At 69.3% G+C, this 20,819-nt stretch carries 24 protein-coding genes and 4 tRNA genes; 10 read left to right on the top strand and 18 right to left on the bottom strand.

The genetic code is table 11. The features are described from left to right. Window positions 1-4 precede the first annotated feature (4 nt). The 5 genes from ruvA to J4E04_RS10390 form a co-directional block, all read right to left on the bottom strand. Window positions 5-607 (bottom strand): Holliday junction branch migration protein RuvA, encoded by a 603-nt coding sequence (ruvA, locus tag J4E04_RS10410; RefSeq protein WP_027505227.1) that lies wholly within the window; start codon window positions 605-607, stop codon window positions 5-7. After that, window positions 604-1,200 (bottom strand): crossover junction endodeoxyribonuclease RuvC, encoded by a 597-nt coding sequence (ruvC, locus tag J4E04_RS10405; RefSeq protein WP_027505226.1) that lies wholly within the window; start codon window positions 1,198-1,200, stop codon window positions 604-606. The genes ruvA and ruvC overlap by 4 nt, the downstream gene beginning before the upstream one ends. A 107-nt stretch (window positions 1,201-1,307) precedes the next feature. Beyond that, window positions 1,308-2,063: a YebC/PmpR family DNA-binding transcriptional regulator gene (locus J4E04_RS10400; RefSeq protein WP_027505225.1), complete on the bottom strand. Its 756-nt coding sequence runs from the start codon at window positions 2,061-2,063 to the stop codon at window positions 1,308-1,310. Window positions 2,064-2,104: 41 nt separating this feature from the next. Beyond that, window positions 2,105-2,728 (bottom strand): pyridoxal 5'-phosphate synthase glutaminase subunit PdxT, encoded by a 624-nt coding sequence (gene pdxT, locus J4E04_RS10395; RefSeq protein ID WP_027505224.1) that lies wholly within the window; start codon window positions 2,726-2,728, stop codon window positions 2,105-2,107. Further along, window positions 2,725-3,576: an acyl-CoA thioesterase gene (locus J4E04_RS10390; protein ID WP_027505223.1), complete on the bottom strand. Its 852-nt coding sequence runs from the start codon at window positions 3,574-3,576 to the stop codon at window positions 2,725-2,727. Before J4E04_RS10390 ends, pdxT begins: the two co-directional genes overlap by 4 nt. Before the next feature lie 135 nt (window positions 3,577-3,711). On the opposite strand from J4E04_RS10390, the gene J4E04_RS10385 reads away from it, so the two are divergent. Further along, entirely contained in the window at window positions 3,712-4,323 is a 612-nt protein-coding gene (locus J4E04_RS10385; RefSeq protein WP_490150446.1) for a nucleoside/nucleotide kinase family protein, read from the top strand. 30 nt (window positions 4,324-4,353) lie between these two features. On the opposite strand, the gene pdxS is transcribed toward J4E04_RS10385, so the two are convergent. From pdxS to J4E04_RS10335, 10 genes are all read right to left on the bottom strand, one after another. After that, window positions 4,354-5,289, bottom strand: a complete 936-nt coding sequence (pdxS, locus tag J4E04_RS10380) for a pyridoxal 5'-phosphate synthase lyase subunit PdxS (protein ID WP_051613209.1) — start codon at window positions 5,287-5,289, stop codon at window positions 4,354-4,356. A gap of 96 nt (window positions 5,290-5,385) precedes the next feature. Further along, a complete protein-coding gene (locus J4E04_RS10375) occupies window positions 5,386-6,402 on the bottom strand; it encodes an NUDIX hydrolase (protein ID WP_027505221.1) in 1,017 nt (338 codons plus the stop codon). After that, window positions 6,402-7,526, bottom strand: a complete 1,125-nt coding sequence (locus J4E04_RS10370; RefSeq protein ID WP_027505220.1) for a glycosyltransferase family 4 protein — start codon at window positions 7,524-7,526, stop codon at window positions 6,402-6,404. Before J4E04_RS10370 ends, J4E04_RS10375 begins: the two co-directional genes overlap by 1 nt. Beyond that, complete coding sequence (locus tag J4E04_RS10365; protein WP_056444780.1) at window positions 7,523-8,437, bottom strand: phosphatidylinositol mannoside acyltransferase; 915 nt, start codon at window positions 8,435-8,437, stop codon at window positions 7,523-7,525. Before J4E04_RS10365 ends, J4E04_RS10370 begins: the two co-directional genes overlap by 4 nt. Continuing rightward, window positions 8,434-9,117, bottom strand: a complete 684-nt coding sequence (pgsA, locus tag J4E04_RS10360) for a phosphatidylinositol phosphate synthase (protein WP_307092859.1) — start codon at window positions 9,115-9,117, stop codon at window positions 8,434-8,436. Before pgsA ends, J4E04_RS10365 begins: the two co-directional genes overlap by 4 nt. Before the next feature lie 7 nt (window positions 9,118-9,124). Beyond that, a complete protein-coding gene (locus tag J4E04_RS10355; protein WP_027505217.1) occupies window positions 9,125-9,685 on the bottom strand; it encodes an ATP adenylyltransferase in 561 nt (186 codons plus the stop codon). Then, entirely contained in the window at window positions 9,682-11,745 is a 2,064-nt protein-coding gene (thrS, locus tag J4E04_RS10350) for a threonine--tRNA ligase (protein WP_222649496.1), read from the bottom strand. The genes J4E04_RS10355 and thrS overlap by 4 nt, the downstream gene beginning before the upstream one ends. Before the next feature lie 137 nt (window positions 11,746-11,882). Further along, a complete protein-coding gene (locus J4E04_RS10345) occupies window positions 11,883-12,659 on the bottom strand; it encodes a (2Fe-2S)-binding protein (RefSeq protein ID WP_490150445.1) in 777 nt (258 codons plus the stop codon). Next, window positions 12,617-13,054, bottom strand: coding sequence for a TIGR02611 family protein (locus J4E04_RS10340; RefSeq protein WP_490150532.1), 438 nt, complete (start codon window positions 13,052-13,054; stop codon window positions 12,617-12,619). The genes J4E04_RS10345 and J4E04_RS10340 overlap by 43 nt, the downstream gene beginning before the upstream one ends. Window positions 13,055-13,204: 150 nt before the next feature. Next, window positions 13,205-13,276, bottom strand: a tRNA-Val gene (locus J4E04_RS10335). A gap of 236 nt (window positions 13,277-13,512) precedes the next feature. On the opposite strand from J4E04_RS10335, the gene J4E04_RS10330 reads away from it, so the two are divergent. The 3 genes from J4E04_RS10330 to J4E04_RS10320 all read left to right on the top strand — a co-directional run bounded on the left by J4E04_RS10330 (window position 13,513) and on the right by J4E04_RS10320 (window position 13,802). Further along, window positions 13,513-13,585 (top strand) — tRNA-Gly (locus J4E04_RS10330). A gap of 50 nt (window positions 13,586-13,635) precedes the next feature. Further along, window positions 13,636-13,706: transfer RNA gene (locus J4E04_RS10325), tRNA-Cys, on the top strand. Window positions 13,707-13,727: 21 nt separating this feature from the next. Beyond that, window positions 13,728-13,802, top strand: a tRNA-Val gene (locus tag J4E04_RS10320). A gap of 46 nt (window positions 13,803-13,848) precedes the next feature. Here J4E04_RS10320 and J4E04_RS10315 read toward each other — a convergent pair. Then, a complete protein-coding gene (locus J4E04_RS10315; protein ID WP_162246765.1) occupies window positions 13,849-14,091 on the bottom strand; it encodes a hypothetical protein in 243 nt (80 codons plus the stop codon). Window positions 14,092-14,295: 204 nt separating this feature from the next. Between J4E04_RS10315 and J4E04_RS10310 the strand changes: the two genes are divergently transcribed. Continuing rightward, window positions 14,296-14,592 carry a hypothetical protein gene (locus J4E04_RS10310; protein ID WP_162246766.1) on the top strand — a complete coding sequence of 99 codons (297 nt, stop codon included), beginning with the start codon at window positions 14,296-14,298 and terminating at the stop codon, window positions 14,590-14,592. 3 nt (window positions 14,593-14,595) lie between these two features. Continuing rightward, on the top strand, window positions 14,596-15,132 hold the full coding sequence (locus tag J4E04_RS10305) for a GNAT family N-acetyltransferase (RefSeq protein WP_027505214.1): 537 nt from the start codon (window positions 14,596-14,598) through the stop codon (window positions 15,130-15,132). Window positions 15,133-15,154: 22 nt separating this feature from the next. Here J4E04_RS10305 and zapE read toward each other — a convergent pair whose 3' ends face one another. Further along, complete coding sequence (zapE, locus tag J4E04_RS10300) at window positions 15,155-16,165, bottom strand: cell division protein ZapE (protein WP_307108822.1); 1,011 nt, start codon at window positions 16,163-16,165, stop codon at window positions 15,155-15,157. A gap of 25 nt (window positions 16,166-16,190) precedes the next feature. On the opposite strand from zapE, the gene J4E04_RS10295 reads away from it, so the two are divergent. From J4E04_RS10295 to msrB, 4 genes are read left to right on the top strand one after another with little or no spacing between them, the layout of a single operon-like run. After that, window positions 16,191-16,955 (top strand): pyrimidine reductase family protein, encoded by a 765-nt coding sequence (locus tag J4E04_RS10295; RefSeq protein WP_081821184.1) that lies wholly within the window; start codon window positions 16,191-16,193, stop codon window positions 16,953-16,955. A 4-nt stretch (window positions 16,956-16,959) separates the two neighbouring features. Continuing rightward, on the top strand, window positions 16,960-18,537 hold the full coding sequence (locus tag J4E04_RS10290; RefSeq protein WP_490150444.1) for an alpha/beta hydrolase: 1,578 nt from the start codon (window positions 16,960-16,962) through the stop codon (window positions 18,535-18,537). A gap of 21 nt (window positions 18,538-18,558) precedes the next feature. After that, window positions 18,559-19,833 (top strand): glycosyltransferase family 87 protein, encoded by a 1,275-nt coding sequence (locus J4E04_RS10285; RefSeq protein WP_490150443.1) that lies wholly within the window; start codon window positions 18,559-18,561, stop codon window positions 19,831-19,833. A gap of 9 nt (window positions 19,834-19,842) precedes the next feature. Further along, window positions 19,843-20,265, top strand: coding sequence for a peptide-methionine (R)-S-oxide reductase MsrB (gene msrB / locus J4E04_RS10280; protein WP_027505209.1), 423 nt, complete (start codon window positions 19,843-19,845; stop codon window positions 20,263-20,265). Here the strand turns inward: msrB and J4E04_RS10275 are convergent. After that, complete coding sequence (locus J4E04_RS10275) at window positions 20,243-20,743, bottom strand: SRPBCC domain-containing protein (RefSeq protein WP_490150442.1); 501 nt, start codon at window positions 20,741-20,743, stop codon at window positions 20,243-20,245. The genes msrB and J4E04_RS10275 overlap by 23 nt on opposite strands. Between the last annotated feature and the right edge of the window lie 76 nt (window positions 20,744-20,819).

Below are 20,819 nucleotides of genomic sequence, written 5' to 3'. Positions count from 1 at the left end.
TCCGTCACCGCGACCTGCCCAGGCTCACCAGGGCCGAGCGCAGAGCCTGTGCCGTTCCGACGGCGGGGTCGTCTGCCAGCACGGCATCGACGGCGGGCTCGGCCTGCTTGGCCGGGAACCCGAGGCCGAGCAGCGCCTCGACCACCTGATCACGCACCGGGCCCGACGAGTGGCCGGGTGCGGCGACACCGGCCGGACCGGACACCACCGCGTCCACCTTGTCGCGCAGTTCGACCACGAGACGCTCGGCGCCGCGCTTGCCGATACCCGGTACCCGCATCAGGGCCGTGACGTTGCCGTCGGTCAGCGCGGTGCGCAGCGCGTCGGGTTCGAGGACGGCGAGCACGGCCATGGCGAGCCGGGGACCGACGCCGGACACCGTCTGGAGCAGACCGAAGAGATCGCGCGACGTGGCGTCCGCGAAGCCGTACAGCGTCATGGAGTCCTCGCGCACGATCATCGAGATGACCAGGCGCGCCTCGGTTCCGCGAGAGAGCCCGGCCAACGTCGCCGGCGTCGCATTGACGCGGTAGCCGATGCCTGCCGCTTCCACCACCGCGTGGTCGAGGGCGATCTCGAGCACCTCGCCCCGTACCGAGCTGATCATCGCGGTTGCGCTCCCGTCCTCGCGGCGGCCCGCACGGCCGCGCGCTGCTGCTTCAGTTTCTTCTCGTACGCGGCCTTCGCCGCGGCCGCCTGCGCCTCGGCGGCGGCCATCCGCGCCATCATGGGTGCCCGCCAGCAGTGACAGATCGCCAGGGCGAGAGCATCGGCGGCGTCGGCGGGGCGGGGGGCCTGCTGCATGCCGAGAATGCGGGTCACCATGGCCGTCACCTGAGCCTTGTCCGCGGTGCCGTTCCCGGTGACAGCGGCCTTGACCTCGGACGGAGTGTGGAAGGCGACCGGGATACCGCGCCGGGCGGCCGCGAGGGCGATCACTCCCCCGGCCTGCGCGGTGCCCATCGCGGTGCGCACGTTGTTCTGGGAGAACACCCGCTCGACGGCGACCACCGTGGGCCGGTGGGTGTCCAGCCAGTACTCGGCGGACTCGGCGATCAGGAGAAGTCGCTGCGCCAGCTCCATGTCGGCCGGCGTCCGCACCACGTCGACGTCGAGCGCCGTGACCGCTCTGCCTGCGCCGGACTCGACCAGGCTCAGTCCACACCGGGTCAGCCCGGGGTCGACTCCCATGACACGCAACGCCCACTCCCTCACCGGATTCGGCCGCTCCGGACCTTCGAACACGTAGAACTGTTGTTCGATACCTTAGCGGCGAGTCGGTGACGAGTGTGGGCGGCGCGCTGGAGTCAGTCCTCGTCGAGCTGCGCGAGCACCTCGTCGGACAGATCGACGTTGGACCACACGTTCTGCACGTCGTCGCTGTCCTCGAGCGCGTCGATCAGCTTGAACACCTTGCGCGCTCCGTCGACGTCGACGGGCACACTGACGGACGGCTGGAAGCTGGCCTCGGCGGAGTCGTAGTCGATGCCCGCCTCCTGCAGCGCGGTGCGCACGGCGACGAGGTCGGTCGGCTCCGAGACCACCTCGAAGGTGTCCCCGTTGTCGTTGACCTCCTCGGCGCCGGCGTCGAGCACGGCCATGAGGACGTCGTCCTCGGACTGGCCGTTCTTCTCCAGCGTGACGACGCCCTTGCGGGAGAACAGGTAGGACACGGAACCCGGGTCGGCCATGTTGCCGCCGTTGCGAGTCATCGCGACACGGACCTCGCCGGCCGCGCGGTTGCGGTTGTCGGTGAGGCACTCGATGAGGACGGCGACACCGTTGGGCCCATAGCCCTCGTACATGATGGTCTGCCAGTCGGCGCCGCCCGCTTCCTCACCGGCGCCGCGCTTGCGCGCACGCTCGATGTTGTCGTTGGGGACCGAGGTCTTCTTCGCCTTCTGGATGGCGTCGTACAACGTGGGGTTACCGACGGGGTCACCACCACCCGTGCGCGCGGCGACCTCGATGTTCTTCACCAACTTGGCGAAGGACTTCGATCGGCGGGCGTCGACGACAGCCTTCTTGTGCTTCGTGGTCGCCCATTTGGAGTGGCCGCTCATCGGCAATAGCCCCTTTCGTACCGGCAGAGAACGTGCCCATCTTACGCGGGCGTGGACGAGGTCCTTCGCTCCCGCACCATGTCGGCGAACAGGGCGTGGACCCTGCGGTCCCCCGTGACCTCGGGATGGAACGACGTCGCGAGCACGTCGCCCTGCCGCACGGCGACGACGCGGCCCGCCGCGGGACCCTCCGGGACGGTGGCCAACACCTCGACTCCGTCGCCGACCCGCTCGACCCACGGCGCCCGGATGAACACGGCACGCATCGGCTCGCCGCCCACCCGAGCGACGTCGAGGTCGGTCTCGAAGGAGTCGACCTGACGACCGAAGGCGTTGCGCCGCACCGTGATGTCGAGGCCGTCGAGATGCACGGCATCCGGGGTGGTGTCCAGGATGTCGGAGGCCAGCAGGATCATGCCGGCGCAGGACCCGTAGGCGGGCATACCGGCGGCGAGGCGCTCGCGGAGCGGATCGAGGAGATCGAAGATCCGCAGCAGCTTCCCCATCGTGGTCGACTCGCCGCCGGGCAGCACCAGACCGTCGACGGCGTCGAGTTCCTCGGGACGGCGCACCGTCACCGCGCTCGCACCGGCGGCAGTGAGCGCCTCGAGATGCTCTCGCACGTCACCCTGCAGCGCGAGCACTCCGATGGTCGGAGCTGTCACCGTGACGTCTCGAGGCCCGGCGTGTGCTGCGCCGAGCGGTCGTAGCGCATCAGACCCTCCTGCGTGACGGCCGCGACCATCCGGCCCTGACGGTCGTAGATCCGTCCCTGGGTCAACGCGCGGCCGAGGCCGGCGGAGGGCGACGTCTGGTCGTACAGCAACCACTCGTCCGCACGGAACGGGCGCAGGAACCACAACGCGTGATCGAGCGACGCGGTCTGCGTGGCGACGTCCTCGTGTGGGACCTTCGCCGAACCCAGCAGCGTCATGTCCGACATGTACGCCAGAGCGCACACGTGGAAGACCTGGTCGTCCGGCAGCGGATCGCGGTAACGGATCCACACCTGTTGCTGCGCAGCAAGACTGGAGCTCCGGGTGATGCGGTCCTGCGGGACGAGCCGCACGTCCCACCGGTTCCACTCCTTGTAGAACATCTTCTGCCGCAACGCCTCGTCCTCGGCGACGTCGGGGAGGTCTTCCGGACCCACCACTGCCGGCATCCGGTCCTGGTGCTCGATGCCCTCGTCCTCCACGTGGAACGACGCCGACATCGTGAAGATCGCCTTGCCGTCCTGGATGCCCGTGACCCGACGCGTGGCGAACGACCGACCGTCGCGGATGCGGTCGACCGTGAAGACGGTGGGCTCGTTCGGGTTTCCGGGGCGCAGGAAGTATCCGTGCAGCGAGTGCACGCGGAACGCGGGATCCACCGTCTTCGCCGCGGACACCAACGACTGCCCGGCGACCTGGCCGCCGAACGTGCGCTGCAGCTGACTCGGGACGGAACTCCCCCGATAGATGTCGTTCTCGATGCGCTCGAGCTCGAGGATCTCTTCGATTCCGGCCATGATCACCCTTTCCGGTCGGGACAGACGGGACCTGCCCCGCGAGTACGGCAGAAGTGTCGCAGAATCGGGCCCCGGAACGACACTTCGGCCGTACTCGCGGGGGGCGGAGGCGGCGCGTCGGGCAGGATCGAGGCCGTGCCCCGCTTCTCCCCCACCACTCCCGACGCGGTGGTGGACCACGTCGTGGACCGCATCGACGCCGTCGACGGACGGTGTGTCGTGGCCGTCGACGGTGCGGACGCCGCCGATCCGGTGGCCTTCGCTCAGCGCGTCGTCGCCCGGCTCCGCGCGGACGGCCGCGCCGCCGATCTCGTCTCCCTGCACGACTGGGTCCGGCCCGCGTCGCTGCGACTCGAGTACGGACACGAGGACGAACTCTCCTACCGCACCCTGTGGTTCGACTACGACGCACTGACGCGCGAGGTGATCACGGCGGTGCGCACGCGCGATCAGTGGTTGCCCGCGCTGTGGGACGAGCGGTCCGATCGCTCCGCTCGCGCTCGGCCGCGAACGGCGGCGCAGAATCAGGTGGTGGTCGTCGCGGGCCCCATGCTGCTGGGGCGTGACCTCGATCTCGACGTCACGGTGGCGCTGACGCTCACCGAGCGCACCGCGTCGCGCCTCACCCCGGAGGACGAGCGCTGGACGGTGCCCGCCCTGACGGCGCACGCGGAGCACGGCGAACGGGCGGACGTCGAGGTGCGGATGGACCACCCCGACCGCCCGGCCCTGCTCGTCGAGCGCTGACCACCCCCGCAGACCGGAGGTGGTGTCAGATCACCAGCCGCGCTCGGCGAGGCGGTGCGGCTGCGGGATCTCGTCGACGTTGATGCCGACCATGGCCTCGCCCAGGCCGCGGGAGACCTTGGCCAGCACGTCCGGGTCGTCGAAGAAGGTGGTCGCCTTGACGATGGCGGCGGCACGCTGCTCGGGGTTGCCGGACTTGAAGATGCCGGAGCCGACGAAGACACCCTCGGCGCCGAGTTGCATCATCATCGCGGCGTCCGCCGGGGTGGCGATGCCACCGGCGGTGAACAGGGTGACGGGGAGCTTGCCCGCGCGGGCGACCTCGACGACGAGATCGTAGGGAGCCTGCAGCTCCTTCGCGGCGACGTACAGCTCGTCCTCGGGCAGCGACGTCAGGTGGCGGATCTGGTCACGCAGGGTGCGCATGTGCGTGGTCGCGTTGGACACGTCACCGGTGCCGGCCTCGCCCTTCGAGCGGATCATGGCCGCGCCCTCGGTGATCCGGCGCAGCGCCTCGCCGAGGTTGGTCGCACCACAGACGAAGGGAACCGTGAACTTCCACTTGTCGATGTGGTTCGCGTAGTCGGCGGGGGTCAGCACCTCGGACTCGTCGACGTAGTCGACGCCGAGGCTCTGCAGGATCTGTGCCTCGACGAAGTGGCCGATGCGTGCCTTCGCCATGACGGGGATGCTGACCGAGGAGATGATGCTGTCGATCATGTCGGGATCGCTCATCCGCGAGACGCCGCCCTGTGCGCGGATGTCCGCGGGCACCCGCTCGAGAGCCATGACGGCGACGGCGCCGGACTGCTCGGCGATCTTCGCCTGCTCGGCGGTGACCACGTCCATGATGACGCCACCCTTGAGCATCTCTGCCATACCGCGCTTGACGCGGGCGGTTCCGGTGGACGGAGTGGCGTCCTGCTCGGACGGGAGGGTGGTGGTCACGGTGATCTCCTCAGGCATGCGGGAATGTGTGCACCGCGAGCCTAAGCTCGGCTGGACCTCGTCGCGATAACCACTTCGACCGCACTGGCCCGCTATGGCTGCCATCACACCAGGTCAGTGGATGGCGCGCACGTCCGGATCGGTGCGGAGAGCCAGCACCGTGTCCGCCTCGTCGAGCAGCTCCGCCATCGCGCGCGGATAGACCGCGTCGCCCGAGGCGGCCAGTGACCGGATCTCGTCCGCCGTGCACCAGCGATGTCCGGTGACGACGCGACGCTCGAGCTCCGTGAAGCCCGTGCGCACCGGCTCGAACGCCTCGGCGCGGAGGGCGAAGAACAGCTCCTCCGACCGGATCACGACGCCGTCGAAGGAGAACGTCGCGGTCCGACGCCACATGGGCCCGCGCAGGTCCTCCGCCGAGGCGACCATGCCGGTCTCCTCGCGCAGTTCGCGAACGGCGGCGTCGCGCAGGGTCTCACCCACCTCGACGCCCCCACCGATGGTGAACCAGAAGTGCACGTCGGGCACCGACGGATCGTGACCCCGCAGCAGCAGCACGCGGCCGCGTCCGTCGAGCAGCACGACCCGCGCCGACGTCCGGGTCGACGCGCCCTCGACCTCCTCGAGGGTCGCCTCGCTCTCGGACAGCTCGAAGTAGGTCGGCATCGCGGCCGTCCCACCGAGTCGGAGCAGGCGGACGGGTCGACGCGATCGCAGTGCGACGGTGTCGCGGACCGCGTCGTTGTGGAACCGCCGGGCGATCTGCACCCGCGCCTCCGCGTCGGCGAGTTCGGAGATCATCTGCGGGTTCAGCCGGGCGAGGTCGATGCGGCCGAGTGCGACGGACACCGCGTTCTCGGCGCGCTCCCGGTCGGCACGCTCCGCCCGTTCCGCCCGATCCGCGAGCGTCGTCAGGGTGCGGCTCTCCACCGATCCCGGCGCGTCCAGGGCGGCGGCGACCGCACGGGTCACCACCGACCGACGGGCCAGGGCGGCCTCGAGGGACTGCCAGGACCGGTCCGAGCGCACGTGCAGTCGGTCGAGACGGTGCGCCGTCGAGTACGCCCACAGGCCGAGGAGCAGGACCAGCAGTGCCACGACCACGACGGCGGCGGCCACCCAGAACGTCATCAGTCGATCACCTTCACCGTGCGACCGGCCACCGCGACCGCCTCGTACACCCGGACGATCTGCTCCGCGACGACCGGCCAGTCGTAGGACACGGCGGCGCGGCTCGCCTGACGCACCAGGTCGGCCCGCTCGTCGTCGTTCGACAGCACGCGGATCACCGCGTCCGCCATGGCCTCGGAATCGCCCACCGGGAAGAGCACACCGGCCGTGCCGTCCCGCAGCACGCGGCGGAACGCGTCCAGGTTGCTCGCGACCACGGGCGCGCCCGCTGCCATGGCCTCCACCAGCACGATGCCGAAGCTCTCGCCGCCGGTGTTCGGAGCACAGTAGATGTCGGCGCTGCGCAGTGCCGACGCCTTCTCGGCGTCCGTCGTCTGGCCGAGGAAGCGGAAGTGCTTCGCCAGATCGCCGGCCTCTCGGCACAACTTCTGCTCGTCGCCGCGGCCCACGACCAGCACCTCGATGTCCGGGAACACCGCGGCGATGGGCCGGAGCGCGGCCAGCAGGGTCTGCATGCCCTTGCGGGGCTCGTCGTAGCGGCCGATGAACACCAGCGTCCGGCCCGGCCGGGGATACCCGGGCAGCAGGGGCGCCGTCGCGAACGCGGGGACGTGGACCCCGTTGGGGATCTCCACCGCATCGGACCCCAGTGCCTCCACCTGCCACCGTCGCGCCAGCTCCGAGACGGCGATGCGCCCGGCGATCTTCTCGTGATACGGGCGCAGCACGCCCTGGAAGGTGCTCAGCAGCAACGACTTCGTGGTCGAGGCGTGGAACGTGGCCACGATCGGACCGTCTGCGATCTTCAGCGACAGCATCGACAGACTGGGCGCGTTCGGCTCGTGGATGTGCAGGACCTCGAACTCGCCCTTCTCGATCCACGCCCGGATGCGGGTGTAGGTCACCGGACCGAACGCCAGGCGCGCCACCGAGCCGTTGTACGGGAAGCTCAGGGCCTTGCCCGTCGAGACGACGAAGTCGGGCAGCGCCGTCTCGTCGCTCGCCGGAGCCAGGACGCTGACACGGTGACCGCGCTGGATCAGTACCTCGGCCAGTTCCGCGACGTGAGCCTGCACGCCACCCGGGACGTCGAACGAGTACGGGCAGACGATGCCGATCTTCACCGGTCGGCCTCACCGGTCATGCGGTCACGCCGGCCCTGCGAGAGGTCGTCCCACCACAGCGGCTGCAGCATGTGCCAGTCGGCCGGATGCGCGGCAATGTTGGCGGCGAAGTGGTCGGCGAGCGACTGGGTGGCCTGCTCGACGCCGGCGGAGACGTCGATCGGGGGCTCGATCGAGAAACCCCAGCCGGTGGGGGTGAACCAGCAGTGGACCGGGAGCAGAGCCGCACCGGTGTCGATCGCGAGACGCGCGGGCCCGGCCGGCATGCGGGTCGGTTCCCCGAAGAACGTGACGGGCACCCCGTGGCGGGCGAGGTCGCGCTCACCGAGGAGGCACACGACCTTTCCGTCTCGCAGGCGCTCGGAGAGTTGCTCGAACGGCGGGCGTTCGCCGCCGCTCAGCGGGAAGATCTCGAACCCGAGGGACTCGCGGTACGCGACGAAGCGCTGGTAGAGCGACTCCGGCTTCAGCCGTTCGGCCACCGTCGTGAACTGGCCGCGGGTGCGCGTGAGCCAGACACCCGCCATGTCCCAGTTCCCGCTGTGCGGGAGCGCGAGCACGGCGCCGCGGCCGGACGCCAGCGCCGCGTCCAGATGTTCCTGGCCGACGACGGCGTCGTCGATGGCCGCGGCCTGGGCCGCGAGATCCATGGACGGCAACCGGAACGCCTCGCGCCAGTACCGCGCGTAGGAGCGCACCGACGCCTGCACGAGGTCGTCCGGTACCGCGTCCGCGGTGGTGCCCAGCACGCGGGCGAGGTTGCGGCGCAGCTGCTCCGGTCCACCGTTGCGGCGCGCGGCGAGGTCGGCGCCGGCGTCGAAGAGTCGGGTCGCGACGCCGTCGGGCAGCGCCCGGACGACCCGCCATCCGGCGATGTATCCCGCGGCGCCGAGCCGCTCCGACAGACTCATCCAGCCGTGCTGTCCGGCTCGATCCGGTTGGCCTTCGGCTGGATCGGAATGATGTCGCGGGCACCGGCGGAGTTGCGGACGGCCAGTACACGCTGGAACACCGTGACGATGCTCGCCGCGGCCAGGAAGTACGTCGCGACGGGCAGAGCGAACTGCAGCCAGGTGAGATCGGCGAGTTGGCCGATGCCGGTGAGCCCGGATCCGACGAGGACGATCACCAGGCGGTCCGGACGTTCGATCAGGCCACCGTCTGCGGACAGTCCGCTCGCCTCGGCACGGGCCTTGGCGTAGGAGATGACTTGCGAGGTCACCAGACACACGAGCATCGCGACGAACAGCGGCCGATCGTTCTGGTGGAAGACCGCCCACCACGACAACCCGGCGAAGATGGCGCCGTCGGCCACGCGGTCGCACGTCGCATCGAGCACGGCGCCGTACTTGCTGCCGCCGCCCCGCGCACGTGCCATCGCACCGTCGAGCATGTCGAACATGACGAACAGCCAGATCACCAGCGTGCCGATGAACAGATGGTCAGTGGGGAACAGTGTGATCGCGGCGACGACGCTCGCGACGGTGCCGATGATGGTGACGGAGTCCGGCGTGAGACCCGTGCTGTTGAGGGCGCGGCCCAGCGGCGCGGTGACCTTGGACGCCGATGCCCTACCGAAGATGCTCAGCACGACGGAGTCAGTCCTTCCACGCGGCGGCGAGCAACGCGCGAGTGTCTCGGAGGAGTTGCGGCATGACCTTCGCACCGCCGATGACGGTGATGAAGTTGGCGTCACCGCCCCACCGCGGGACGACGTGCTGGTGCAGGTGCTCGGCGAGCGAACCGCCTGCGGGCGCACCGAGATTGAGCCCGACGTTGAACCCGTGCGGGCGTGAGACCCGCTTCATCGTGCGGATCGCGTGCTGCGTGAATCGCATCAGCTCCACGCTCTCCTCGTCCGTGAGGTCCTCGAGGTCGGCCACCTTGCGGTACGGCACCACCATCAGGTGACCAGGGTTGTACGGGTAGAGATTCAGCACCGCGTACACGTGCTCTCCGCGCGCGACGATGAGCCCGTCCTCGTCCTCCAGCGTGGGGATCTGGGTGAACGGCTCCGACGCCATCTTGTCGTCGACCTTCGGAGCCGTCGCGATGTAGGACATCCGGTGCGGCGACCAGAGCCGCTGAAGGCGGTCCTCGTCACCCGTCCCGGTGTCCACGATGGCTCCCGCGTCGGCGGTGGCGTCGTCCTCGCTCATGCTCCGTCACTCCCGCCGGGGATGGTGTCGAAGGTGTCCGCCGTCGGGGACTCGTTGCGGCGCTGCGCCACCCAGGAGGCGACCGCCGTGACCGCGTCGTCGACGGGGACACCGTTGATCTGGGTGCCGTCGCGGAAGCGGAAGCTCACCGCACCGGCATCCGCGTCGTTCTGCCCGGCCAGCAGCATGAACGGCACCTTCTGCGTGGTGTGGTTGCGGATCTTCTTCTGCATGCGGTCGTCACTGGCGTCGACCTCGGCGCGGATGCCCGACTTCCGCAGCGCGGCGATCACACCGAAGAGGTGGTCCGCGTACGCCTCGGCGACGGGGATGCCCACCACCTGCACGGGGGCGAGCCACGCCGGGAAGGCACCCGCGTAGTGCTCGGTCAGCACACCGAAGAAGCGTTCGATGGAACCGAACAGTGCGCGGTGGATCATGACGGGGCGCGTCTTCACACCGTCGCTACCGGTGTACTCGAGGCCGAAACGATCGGGCAGGTTGAAGTCGAGCTGAATGGTCGACATCTGCCATGTCCGGCCGAGCGCGTCCTTCGCCTGCACCGAGATCTTGGGTCCGTAGAACGCGGCGCCGCCCGGATCGGGAACGAGGTGCAGCCCGGAGGCAGCGGCGACCTCGGCGAGGGTGGCGGTGGCCTCCTCCCACACCTCGTCGGAGCCGACGGACTTGTCGGGGTTACGGGTGGAGAGCTCGAGATAGAAGTCGTCGAGGCCGTAGTCCTTCAAGAGTCCGAGCACGAAGTTCAGCGTGTTCGTGAGCTCCTCGTGCATCTGCTCGCGAGTGCAGTAGATATGAGCGTCGTCCTGCGTCATACCGCGCACACGGGTCAGACCATGGATGACGCCCGACTTCTCGTAGCGGTAGACCGACCCGAACTCGAACAGCCGCAACGGAAGTTCGCGGTACGAGCGGCCGCGGGAGTCGAAGATCAGGTTGTGCATCGGGCAGTTCATCGGCTTCAGGTAGTAGTCCTGGCCGGGCTTGCGCACCGTGCCGTCCTCGGCGAGTTCCGCGTCGAGATGCATCGCGGGGAACATGCCGTCCTTGTACCAGTCGAGGTGACCGGAGACCTCGTACAGCGTGCTCTTGGTGATGTGCGGTGAGTAGACGAACTCGTAGCCCTGCTCGACATGGCGCTGGCGCGAGTAATCCTCGAGCTCCTTGCGCACGATGCCACCCTTTGGGTGGAAGACCGGCAGGCCGGATCCCAACTCGTCGGGGAAGCTGAACAGGTCGAGCTCCGACCCCAGCTTGCGGTGATCGCGACGCTCGGCCTCCGCGAGGAGCTCGAGGTACGCGTCGAGCGCCTCCTGCGACTCCCAGGCGGTGCCGTACACGCGCTGTAGATCGGCCTTCGACTGATCGCCGCGCCAGTACGCGGCCGAGCTGCGGGTGAGCTTGAACGCCGGGATGTACTTGGTGGTGGGCACGTGCGGTCCGCGGCACAGATCGCCCCACTCGCGATCGCCGGTCCGCGGGTTCAGGTTGTCGTAGGCGGTGAGCTCTCCCCCGCCCACCTCCATGACCTCGGGATCGTCGACCGAGCCCTTGTCGTCGACGAGTTCGAGCTTGTACGGCTCGTCGGCCAGCTCGGCCTTGGCGGCGTCGAGGGAGTCGTAGACGCGCCGCGAGAACCGCTGACCACTCTTGATGATCTGCTTCATCTTCTTCTCGAGCTTGGTCAGGTCCTCCGGCGTGAACGGGTTCTCCACGTCGAAGTCGTAGTAGAAGCCGTTCTCGATGGGCGGGCCGATGCCCAGCTTCGCGTTCGGGAACATCTCCTGGACCGCCTGGGCCAGCACGTGCGCGGCCGAGTGGCGGATGACGCTACGGCCGTCCTCGCTGTCGGCGCGCACGGGCTCGACCTCGGTGTCCGCCTCGGGCGCCCACGACAGGTCGCGGAGTCGACCCTCCTCGTCCCGGACCACCACGATGGCGTCCGGCCCCTTGTTGGGAAGGCCGGTGTCGCGCAGCGCCGTTCCGGCGGTCGTCCCTGCGGCCACGCTGATGCGAGGTGCGAGGACAGCGGAATCGGGCATGCTCACGGTGATGCGCTCCTACGGACGTGGGTCGGTGCCGCCCGGGTGGGGCGGCGGCGACAGGTGTGGGTCGGGTGTCGTGCACAGCGTATCGGCATCGGGGACGCGGCAGACACCTCGCCCGAACGCCTGGCGCGTCAGAGAAGCGCCGACCACCGTCGGGCTCTGTCCTCGGGGGTGCGACGCGGACAGCTGACGCACATGTCGACCCCGGCCTCGAAGACCAGACAGCACGATCCACGACGGACGACACGGCGAGAGTGCGCATCCGGCGCACTCGCAGTCGCCGGTGTGACGATCGCGTCCGCCGTCACGTCCACGAAACGCGGTTCGGGGAACCGGTGCGTCCGAGCCTGCGACGTGAGGAGCCGCGCCATCGCGGTGGCGTCGGCCACGCGTCCGAGTGCGGAGGCCACGTCGAGCACCCGGTTGGCCACGGAGTCCGAGGCGATCGCCCACAGGCTCGGTGCGGACAGCCCCGGCACGCGCTGTGCGAGCCCCCCGACCAGGCGCTCGACCAGGTCCGCCACGACTGTGCCCGCCGACGTCGCCACCGTGGGCGACATCAGTGCGGCAACGGTCCCGGTGTCGCCGATGGCCACCACCGCATCGGGAGCCGTCGGGTCGACGCAGTGCCCGGTGACGAGCATCTGAGCGCCGAGGACCAGTGCGAGCGTCGAGCTGGAGCCGTACCACCACAGCGTCGCGCACGTGGTGTCCGAGACGTCGGGCCACCGCGCGGCGGACCGAGCCAGTGCGACGTCCAGCAGCGCTGAATCGGGGATGTCCCAGCCGTCCCCGGGCGGGACCACCATGAGGTTCGCGGTCCACGGCAGCGCCTTCGCGGTGCGCGTGACGACGTCCGCGGCGGTCAGAGTGGGCTCTGCAGCCGCGCCCAGTCCAGGCCCACCCAACCGGCGACCAGCTCGAGGGCGCCGAGCAGCCACAGCGTGGCGAGCACGACCACGGTGGTCAACAGTGCGCCGAGTCCCTTGACGACGATGTTCTGCCGACCGAACCACTCCATGAACGTGTCGTACCGGGCCCGCACCCAGTGCAGGACGGTCTTGGCCCACGCGAACTCCGAGGCGAGGATGCCGAGACCGGCGAAGACGATGAGCCATCCGGGACCGGGATACGGGATGGCGACGATGCCGAGGGCGAGGACGACGGTTCCCACCGCGGCCACCGCGATGCGGTACGCACGATCCACGGTCGGGCGCGAGGCGATGCCGTCACGCCACTCGCGGTACCGGCTGCGCTCCTCGCGCCCGCGGCTGCCGCGGGCGCGCGATCCGGAGTCCGTCACCGCGGACGGGTCGGCAGTCGCTGCGCGCTCTGCGGGGGCGACCCTGTCTGCGGGGGCCTTGTCGGTACTCACCAGGTCACCATACCCGGGGACACCGACCTCGGAACGGCGAAAGGCCCCCGCTGCAGCGAGGGCCTGTCGTCTTCTCTGTGGTCCCGGCTGGGATCGAACCAGCGACCTTCCCGGTGTGAACGGGACGCTCTTCCACTGAGCCACGGGACCGGGCCGCGTGCGAGCACGCCGTCCGAACGAGGGGAAACGTTAACACGTCCCCGAGGGTGCTCCCAACACGGACCCCGACCCGCGCCGGCCACCGCTGCGGCCGACCGACCCTGCGGCGGTCGTGACAGGAGTGACGGCAGGGAAACACGGTGTGAACAGCGGATTTGTGACTTCCGGCCGACGTGGGCTAATGTTTCGAACCGCACCACGGAGGCGGAAACGCCACCGAGGAGTGTGCGGACGTGGCGCAGCTGGTAGCGCACAACCTTGCCAAGGTTGGGGTCGCGGGTTCGAATCCCGTCGTCCGCTCGAGGGTATCGAGTCCCCCGGTTCTCACGAGCCGGGGTTCTCGTCACCACGGTGGAGTGGCCGAGTGGTGAGGCAACGGCCTGCAAAGCCGTGCACACGGGTTCGATTCCCGTCTCCACCTCGTCACCCGTCACCGGGTCCCGCGCGATTAGCTCAGCGGGAGAGCGCTTCCCTGACACGGAAGAGGTCACTGGTTCAATCCCAGTATCGCGCACCAGCACACGAAGCCCCCGTCCTCGGACGGGGGCTTCGTGCATTCCGCCTCATCCCACTCGGTACCGCTCGAACAGCTCGTCGAGGTGCCGCGTCGTCGTCTCGTCGTCGACGTAGTCCACCTCGTCGCGCGTCGTCACGTGCACGTGATCGTGGGCGTACTGGATCCACTCGAAATCCGCCACCAGCTGATCGCTGCCGTACGCGCCCGCCTCGTCGACGGCCTTCTGAACCGCTGCCTTGACCCGGTCCACGCGACCCGTGAAGTACTGCACCGTCATCTGTTCGCTCATGTCGATCCTCTCGTCGTCGCCACGCTGCGGCGTCGTGACCCTGCGCCGTCGTTCGTCCGTTCGTCGTTCATCCTCCGCCTACCCGATCGTCCGGTGTCGTGAACGACACGTCTCGGACGTCGGGAGTGAGAAGACACAACGGCGATCGCCCGCCGATCACCCGAATCGCCGTGTGCGTCCGGCGCAGGGTGATTGACTTGCCTCATGCCTACCTGGGGTTGGTTCGTCGTGGCTCTCGTGGTCATCGATCTCGCCGTCGTCGTCACCTGGTTCGCGCTGCGACACCGCACCGCCGCCGCACGGACGGAGACCGTCGACCGTCATCCCGTCGACGCCGAGACGCACACCGCCGTGGCCGCTCTGGTGCACGCGCGCAAGCCGGCGCAGGCGATGTCGCTGCTGCGCGATCGCACGGGAATGCCTCTGCGACAAGCGAAGAACGTGGTGGACGCCGTGGAGGCGACGGACCGCCCCCACGCCGCCCACCCTCGATCGGCCTGACGGGTGGCGACACAGCCCACGAGACGCGCCACGCACGCCGACGTGCCGGCCCTCGCCGATCTGGCGGGACGGACCTTCCCCCTGGCGTGTCCACCCGGAACGCTGCAGGAGGACATCGACCATTTCGTGGCGACCGTGCTGTCGGAGTCGGCGTTCCGCACCTACCTCGACGACGACGAGCGCATCGTGCGGGTCGCTCCGCAGGGCACGGCACTGGTCGGGTACACGATGCTGATCCTGTCGGCGTCGACCGACCCGGACGTGTCGAGCGCCCTCACGGCCACGGACGCCGTGGAGGTGAGCAAGATGTACAGCGACCCCGCCGCCCACGGCACGGGAGTTGCTGCAGCACTGATGGAGTCGGCCGCGGACGAGGCTCGACGGCTCGGACGCAGCGCGCTGTGGCTCGGAGTGAACCAGCAGAACGCCCGCGCGCTGGCGTTCTATCGGCGCAGCGGTTTCCGGCAGCTGGGAGAGAAGCGTTTCGCGCTGGGAGCCGTGCTGCACGAGGACTTCGTCATGCAGCGCGACCTCACCTGACGCCGACTCGGACGGTAGCGACTCAGACGGAGGCGAAGCGCGAGAGCGCCAGCAGACGCGACGTCGCGCGCAGGTACTTCTTCCGGTATCCGCCCTGGAGCATCTCCTCGGTGAAGAGCTCGTCGAGCTTCGCACCCGACACGGTGACCGGCGTACCCGCGTCGTACAGGCGGTCGGCCAGCACGACGAGGCGCAGCGCCACGGACTGGTCGGGTGCCGCGTGGACGTTCTCGATGAAGACGGCCGTGACACCCTCGATCAACTTCCCGTAGCGCGACGGGTGCAGGGTGCTCAGATGCTTCACCAGCGCGTCGAAGTCGTCGAGCGTCGATCCCTCGACGGCCGCCGCGGCGGCTTCGATCTGGTCCGCGCCGATCGGGTCCGGAGCCGGGGGCAGGTCGCGGTGCCGGTAGTCGGGACCGTCGACACGAATGGACTCGAAGATCGAGCCGAGCTTCTTGATCTCTCGCAGGAAGTCCTGAGCGGCGAAGCGACCCTCGCCCAACTGGCCGGGCAGCGTGTTGGACGTCGCGACGATGGAGACGCCCTTGGCGGCCAACTCGGTGAGCAACCGAGACACCAGCATCGTGTCGCCCGGATCGTCGAGCTCGAACTCGTCGATGCACAGCACGCTGTGACCGGACAGCTCGTCGAGCGCCTTCGTGAATCCGAGAGCTCCGACGACGTGCGTCAACTCGACGAAGGTGCCGAACGCCTTGGGCTCCGGCGACGCGTGGAAGATCGACGCCAGCAGGTGGGTCTTGCCGACGCCGAACCCACCGTCGAGGTACAGACCTGCGCCGGAGGCCGGCGTCTTCTTGCCGAACAGACCGCGCTTCCCGCCCGACCGGATCTTCGCGACCTTGCCGGCGAACTCCTCCGCCTTGCGCACGGCCTCGGTCTGCGTCGGCTCGTTCGGGTCCGGGATGTAGGACGCGAAACTCACGTCGTCGAACATCGCCGGCGGCACCATCTGGGCGATCAGCTGGTCGGCGGGCACCACGGGATCGCGGTCGACGAGGCGTTGTGGCATGGGACGAGGTTAACGACGTGGTGTGATGGCTTTTGTGCAGCGTATCGATAATGGGACCTACCTCACAGTGACCGACGACGATCTCACCGATCTCTACGCGTATCCGGCCGAGCTCCACTCCCCCTGGATCCGCGTCAACTTCGTGGCGGGCATCGACGGTGCGGTGTCGCAGGACGGGGTGTCCGGTGGGCTGGGGACCCCTGCTGACAAGGCGGTCTTCGGCGAGCTCCGCTCGCTCGCCGACGCCGTCCTGGTGGGATCGGGCACCGTCACGGCAGAGAACTACGGCGGTGTGGAGGTGTCCGACGCGGTGCGCGCCGCGCGCACCGCGCGGGGTCAGAGCGAGGTCCCTCCGATCGTCGTGGTGACCGGCTCCGCGAGCGTCGATCCCGAGTCGACGGTGGTGACGGGCGCGGAGGTGCCTCCGATCGTGCTGACCACCTCGCACGCGCCCGAGGACAAGGTGCAGGCACTGCGCGACGCCGGGCTCACCGTCGTCCGCGCCGACGGCGACCTCACCGGCGACGTCGTGGTCGCGCTGCTGCAGGACCTCGGCCTGCAGCGAGTGCTGTGCGAGGGCGGGCCCGGACTCTTCGGGTCGCTTCTCGCCGCGGATGTCGTCGACGAGGTCTGCGTGACCACCTCGCCCACCCTCAGCGCCGGGACCTCGGGCCGGATGGCGACGTCCGATGCCGCCGTCGACCGCCCGATGACCCCGGGCCACATCCTGCTCGACGACGACGGGACCATCCTGGTGCGCTGGGTGCGGGCGCGCGAGATGGCACGCTGAACGTATGCAGATGTCGAGGTTCGGGTCACGGCTCGCCGCCCTGACGGCCGTCGTCGTGGTCGCCGCCGCGTGCGGGGCCGGACCGTCGACCCGTCCGGACGTGGCGATCGAGGGTGGATCGGTCGGGTCCGACGGCGGGCCCACGACGACCGAACCCACCGACGAGGGGCCACGTCCTCTCGAGGCACCGGTCACCGACCTGAACTGGACCGACTGCACGGCCCGCACCACCGCTGCTCGCGGGGTCACGGCCGCGCCCGGAGTGCTGGTGGACTGCGCGACCTTCCCCGCTCCCATCGACCGCACCGTCGCCTCGGACGGCACGTTCGAACTCTCCGCGGTCCGCGTGCGCACGGCCGCCACGCCGGCGGACGCGGCGCCGCTGGTCTACACGTCCGGCACCGATCGACCGTCGTCCGCGGACATGGCGGCGCTCGCCGCGCAGCCGGACACCGCGCTCCTCGACGCCCACCCGATCGTCGGCGTCGATCGGCGCGGCATCGGCAACTCCGCGCCGTTCGACTGCTACTCGGGTGCCACGTCCACCCGCGACGCGCTGACCGACCTCGGGCAGTACTCACCCGGCACCGACGCGGCGGACAAGGTCGCGACCCTCGCCCGCGACGCGACGATCGCGTGCACCGACTTCCTGCTTCCCGAGGCACTCATCTTCGGGGTCACCAACAGCGCCGACGACCTCGAGGCGCTCCGGGAGGCGTGGGGAGTGCGTGCCCTGTCGCTCCTGGGATCGGGCAACGGCGCCCTCGTCGCGCTCGGGTACGCCGCCGCGTACGGCGACCACGTCGCCCGTCTCGTGCTCGACTCCCCCACCAGCGTCATCACCGACGCCGTCACCAGCGCCGAGCAGACCGTGCGCGGGGAGGAGGCCGCCCTGACGGCGTTCGCCACCCGATGCGCCGCCGTCGGATGCTCGCTCGGGGCGGATCCGCGCTCACAGGTGGTGGAACTGTTCCGCCGCGCCGACGCCGGTGATCTCGCACCGCTGTCCGGTGCCACCGTTCGACAGGCAGTCGTCCACCTGCTGGCGTATCCGTCCACCGCCGACGGTGCCGCGCGGGTGCGCTCCACGTCGGACACGGTGGCAGGTGCGCTCGCCGGGAACACCACCGCACTCGACGACGCGGTCGACGAGGTGCGCGCCCTGACCGAGACCGACGGTCATTTCGTGAGCCGCTGCACCGACGGCCAGCGGTGGCCCGCGCCCGACCGGGTCCGGGAGCTGCAGACGTCGTGGTCGGGCCAGTACCCGGCCTTCGGTGCGACGGCGGCGTTGAACCTGCTCACCTGTTCGGCGTGGCCGGCGACCACCCCGCCGCCCGTCCCCTCCACCCTGGGGCTCCCGGTCCTGGTGCTCAGCGGGAACGCCGACGCCGTCACCGGTACGGAGCCGCTTCCGGCGGTCACGGGAGCGTTGGGCGCGGCCGGCGCGGCCACCACGACGATCACCTGGGACGGCATCGGACACCCCGTGTCGGTGGGCTCGGGGTGCGGGCGCGCGGCCGTCGCGGCGTACCTCGAAACGGGCGACGTGCCGGAAGGCGGTAATGCGTGTCCGGCCTAGTTGCCGGGGTACCGTCTCCGGGTGTCGTTCCGTCATCTCGAACCGCGAACTGGTGAGACCACCGCGCAGGTGATCCGTTTCGCGTTGTGGCCCATCGCCATCCTGACGGTCCTCAATCGCGTGATCGTCAAGGCCGTCAACGGCAACATCACCGACGATTTCCGCCCGGTCTACAACGCCGCGTTGGCATTTCTGAACCGGCGCGAGGTCTACACGGCGAACTTCGACTCGGTCGACCCGCACTATCTCTATCCGCCGAGCGGGACGCTGATCATCGCGCCGCTGGCCGTGCTGGACCCCGAGCGCTCGCGCTGGTTGTTCATCGGGGTCAACGCCGTCGCCGTGATCGTCGCGCTCTACCTGCTACTGCGCATGTTCCAGCTCGGCCTGTCGTCGGTGGCCGCACCGGTGGTGCTGCTCGCCGCGTTCTCCACCGAGACCGTCACCAACACACTGATCTTCACCAACATCAACGGCCTGATCCTGCTCGGCGAAGTGCTGTTCATGATGCTGCTGCTGAGGCGGCACCCGTACTGGTCCGGCGCCGCCATCGGCCTGACCATCGCCGTCAAACCGACTCTCGCACCGCTGCTTCTGCTGCCGCTCGTCCGCAGGGAGTGGCGCGTCTTCGTCACCGCCGTCGGTATCCCCGTCGTCCTGACGCTGCTCGCCCTCCCGCTGTCGGTCGACCCGATGGCCTTCGTCTCCCACACGGTGCCGTACCTCCTCGAGACGCGGGACTACTTCAACAGCGCGATCGTCGGCAACGGCCTCTACTACGGACTGCCCACCGCGCTGGTGCTCGCGCTCCGCGCCGTGTTCGCCGTGATGGTGCTCGTGTCCCTGTGGCTGCTGTGGAAGTACTACCGCCACGACGAGCTGTTCTTCGTGACCACTGCGGGTGGGCTGCTGCTGGTCGCATCGTTCCTGCTCGCGTCGCTCGGCCAGATGTACTACTCGATGATGCTGTTCCCGCTGATCATGTCGGTGGTGCTGCGCAACTCGGTGATGCGCAACTGGCCGGCGTGGCTCGCCGTGTACGGGTTCCTCAGCTACGACAGCTGGCTCGTCGGCCGCTTCCCGGAGTTCGGGCGCTCCATCGAGTACCTCCGCACGACGTGGGGTTGGTCGCTGATCATCGTCGTGATCTTCGCCGTGCTCGTCGGTCGCTATCTCACCGCGCGCCGCGAGGGCCGGCTGGACGGCGGCATCGATCCGGCGTTCCTGCTCGACGAGAACACGACCTCACCGAAGCCTGTACCTGCGACGACAGCGGGAACCGCGGCCACGCATTAGCGTGGAGGCATGAGTTCCGCACCAGAGAAGAAGCCCACGTTCGAGCTGTCCGACGACGAGTGGCGTACCAAGCTCACCGCAGCCGAGTACGCAGTGCTGCGCAAGGCCGGCACCGAGCGGCCGTTCGTCGGCGAGTACACCGACACCACCACCGAGGGCGTCTACAAGTGCCGCGCCTGTGACGCCGAACTGTTCCGCAGCACCGAGAAGTTCGAGTCCCACTGCGGGTGGCCGTCCTTCTTCGATCCCAAGGACACCGACGCCGTGATCCTGAAGGTCGACCGGTCGATGGGCATGAAGCGCACCGAGGTCCTGTGCAGCAACTGCCACAGTCACCTCGGCCACGTCTTCGAGGGCGAGGGCTACCCCACCCCGACCGATCAGCGGTACTGCATCAACTCGATCTCGCTCACGCTGGAGCCGAAGGGCTGAGTGAGCCGTAGTACCCACACTGGGACGGGTGGTAGTCGTCGAAGGACGGCGACCACCCTTCCGTGTGTGTGGAGACCAACATGTCGAGGTAGTACTCCCATCCCGGGCCGATGTCCTCGAGGCCGTCCGTCGTCGTCAGGTGGTGCCGGAACGTCAACGTGGTCCCGTCTCCCGTGGTCCTGAGCGTCACGTCGAACGTCCACCCGTCGGACTCCAGTGCGAGATACCTCGGCGCGTCACACGCCAGGATCGTCAGGTCGGAGGCGGGTGCGTTCTCCTCGAACCCCATCGTCACCCGCACGGTGCTGCCGGCTCCCGGCGTTCCCTCCCAGCTGCCGTACCACCGCGCGGTGCGCTCACTGACGGTGAGACTGTCCCAGACGTCGTCGATCGGTACGTCCAGGACGCGCTCCAGCACGAGATCGACACCCGTCTCGGCGCGCTCGAGTAGGCCGGTGGGTTCCGGGTGTGACGTCATCGGCGCATCGTACTGCGCTCGTCCTGCACCCAGGCCGGGTCCGCAGGGCCGGATGTGGCGCCCCGACAGAGGTTCT

It is taken from the genome of Rhodococcus sp. NFXS4 (assembly GCF_058139645.1).
Note: the sequence above shows the minus strand (reverse complement) of the source record. Positions and strands in the feature narration are given on the sequence as shown.

Coding starts and splice junctions, on each gene's coding strand:
- J4E04_RS10375 (WP_027505221.1), bottom strand. CDS start 6,402: ATGACGTTCTGGGTGGCCGCCGCCGTCGTGGTCGTGGCACTGCTGGTC.
- msrB (WP_027505209.1), top strand. CDS start 19,843: ATGAGTTCCGCACCAGAGAAGAAGCCCACGTTCGAGCTGTCCGACGAC.
- J4E04_RS10315 (WP_162246765.1), bottom strand. CDS start 14,091: ATGAGCGAACAGATGACGGTGCAGTACTTCACGGGTCGCGTGGACCGG.
- thrS (WP_222649496.1), bottom strand. CDS start 11,745: ATGCCCGATTCCGCTGTCCTCGCACCTCGCATCAGCGTGGCCGCAGGG.
- J4E04_RS10290 (WP_490150444.1), top strand. CDS start 16,960: ATGCAGATGTCGAGGTTCGGGTCACGGCTCGCCGCCCTGACGGCCGTC.
- J4E04_RS10390 (WP_027505223.1), bottom strand. CDS start 3,576: ATGGCCGGAATCGAAGAGATCCTCGAGCTCGAGCGCATCGAGAACGAC.
- J4E04_RS10400 (WP_027505225.1), bottom strand. CDS start 2,063: ATGAGCGGCCACTCCAAATGGGCGACCACGAAGCACAAGAAGGCTGTC.
- pdxS (WP_051613209.1), bottom strand. CDS start 5,289: ATGCCTGAGGAGATCACCGTGACCACCACCCTCCCGTCCGAGCAGGAC.
- J4E04_RS10295 (WP_081821184.1), top strand. CDS start 16,191: ATGGCTTTTGTGCAGCGTATCGATAATGGGACCTACCTCACAGTGACC.
- J4E04_RS10365 (WP_056444780.1), bottom strand. CDS start 8,437: ATGAGTCTGTCGGAGCGGCTCGGCGCCGCGGGATACATCGCCGGATGG.
- J4E04_RS10310 (WP_162246766.1), top strand. CDS start 14,296: ATGCCTACCTGGGGTTGGTTCGTCGTGGCTCTCGTGGTCATCGATCTC.
- zapE (WP_307108822.1), bottom strand. CDS start 16,165: ATGCCACAACGCCTCGTCGACCGCGATCCCGTGGTGCCCGCCGACCAG.
- ruvA (WP_027505227.1), bottom strand. CDS start 607: ATGATCAGCTCGGTACGGGGCGAGGTGCTCGAGATCGCCCTCGACCAC.
- J4E04_RS10355 (WP_027505217.1), bottom strand. CDS start 9,685: ATGAGCGAGGACGACGCCACCGCCGACGCGGGAGCCATCGTGGACACC.
- J4E04_RS10275 (WP_490150442.1), bottom strand. CDS start 20,743: ATGACGTCACACCCGGAACCCACCGGCCTACTCGAGCGCGCCGAGACG.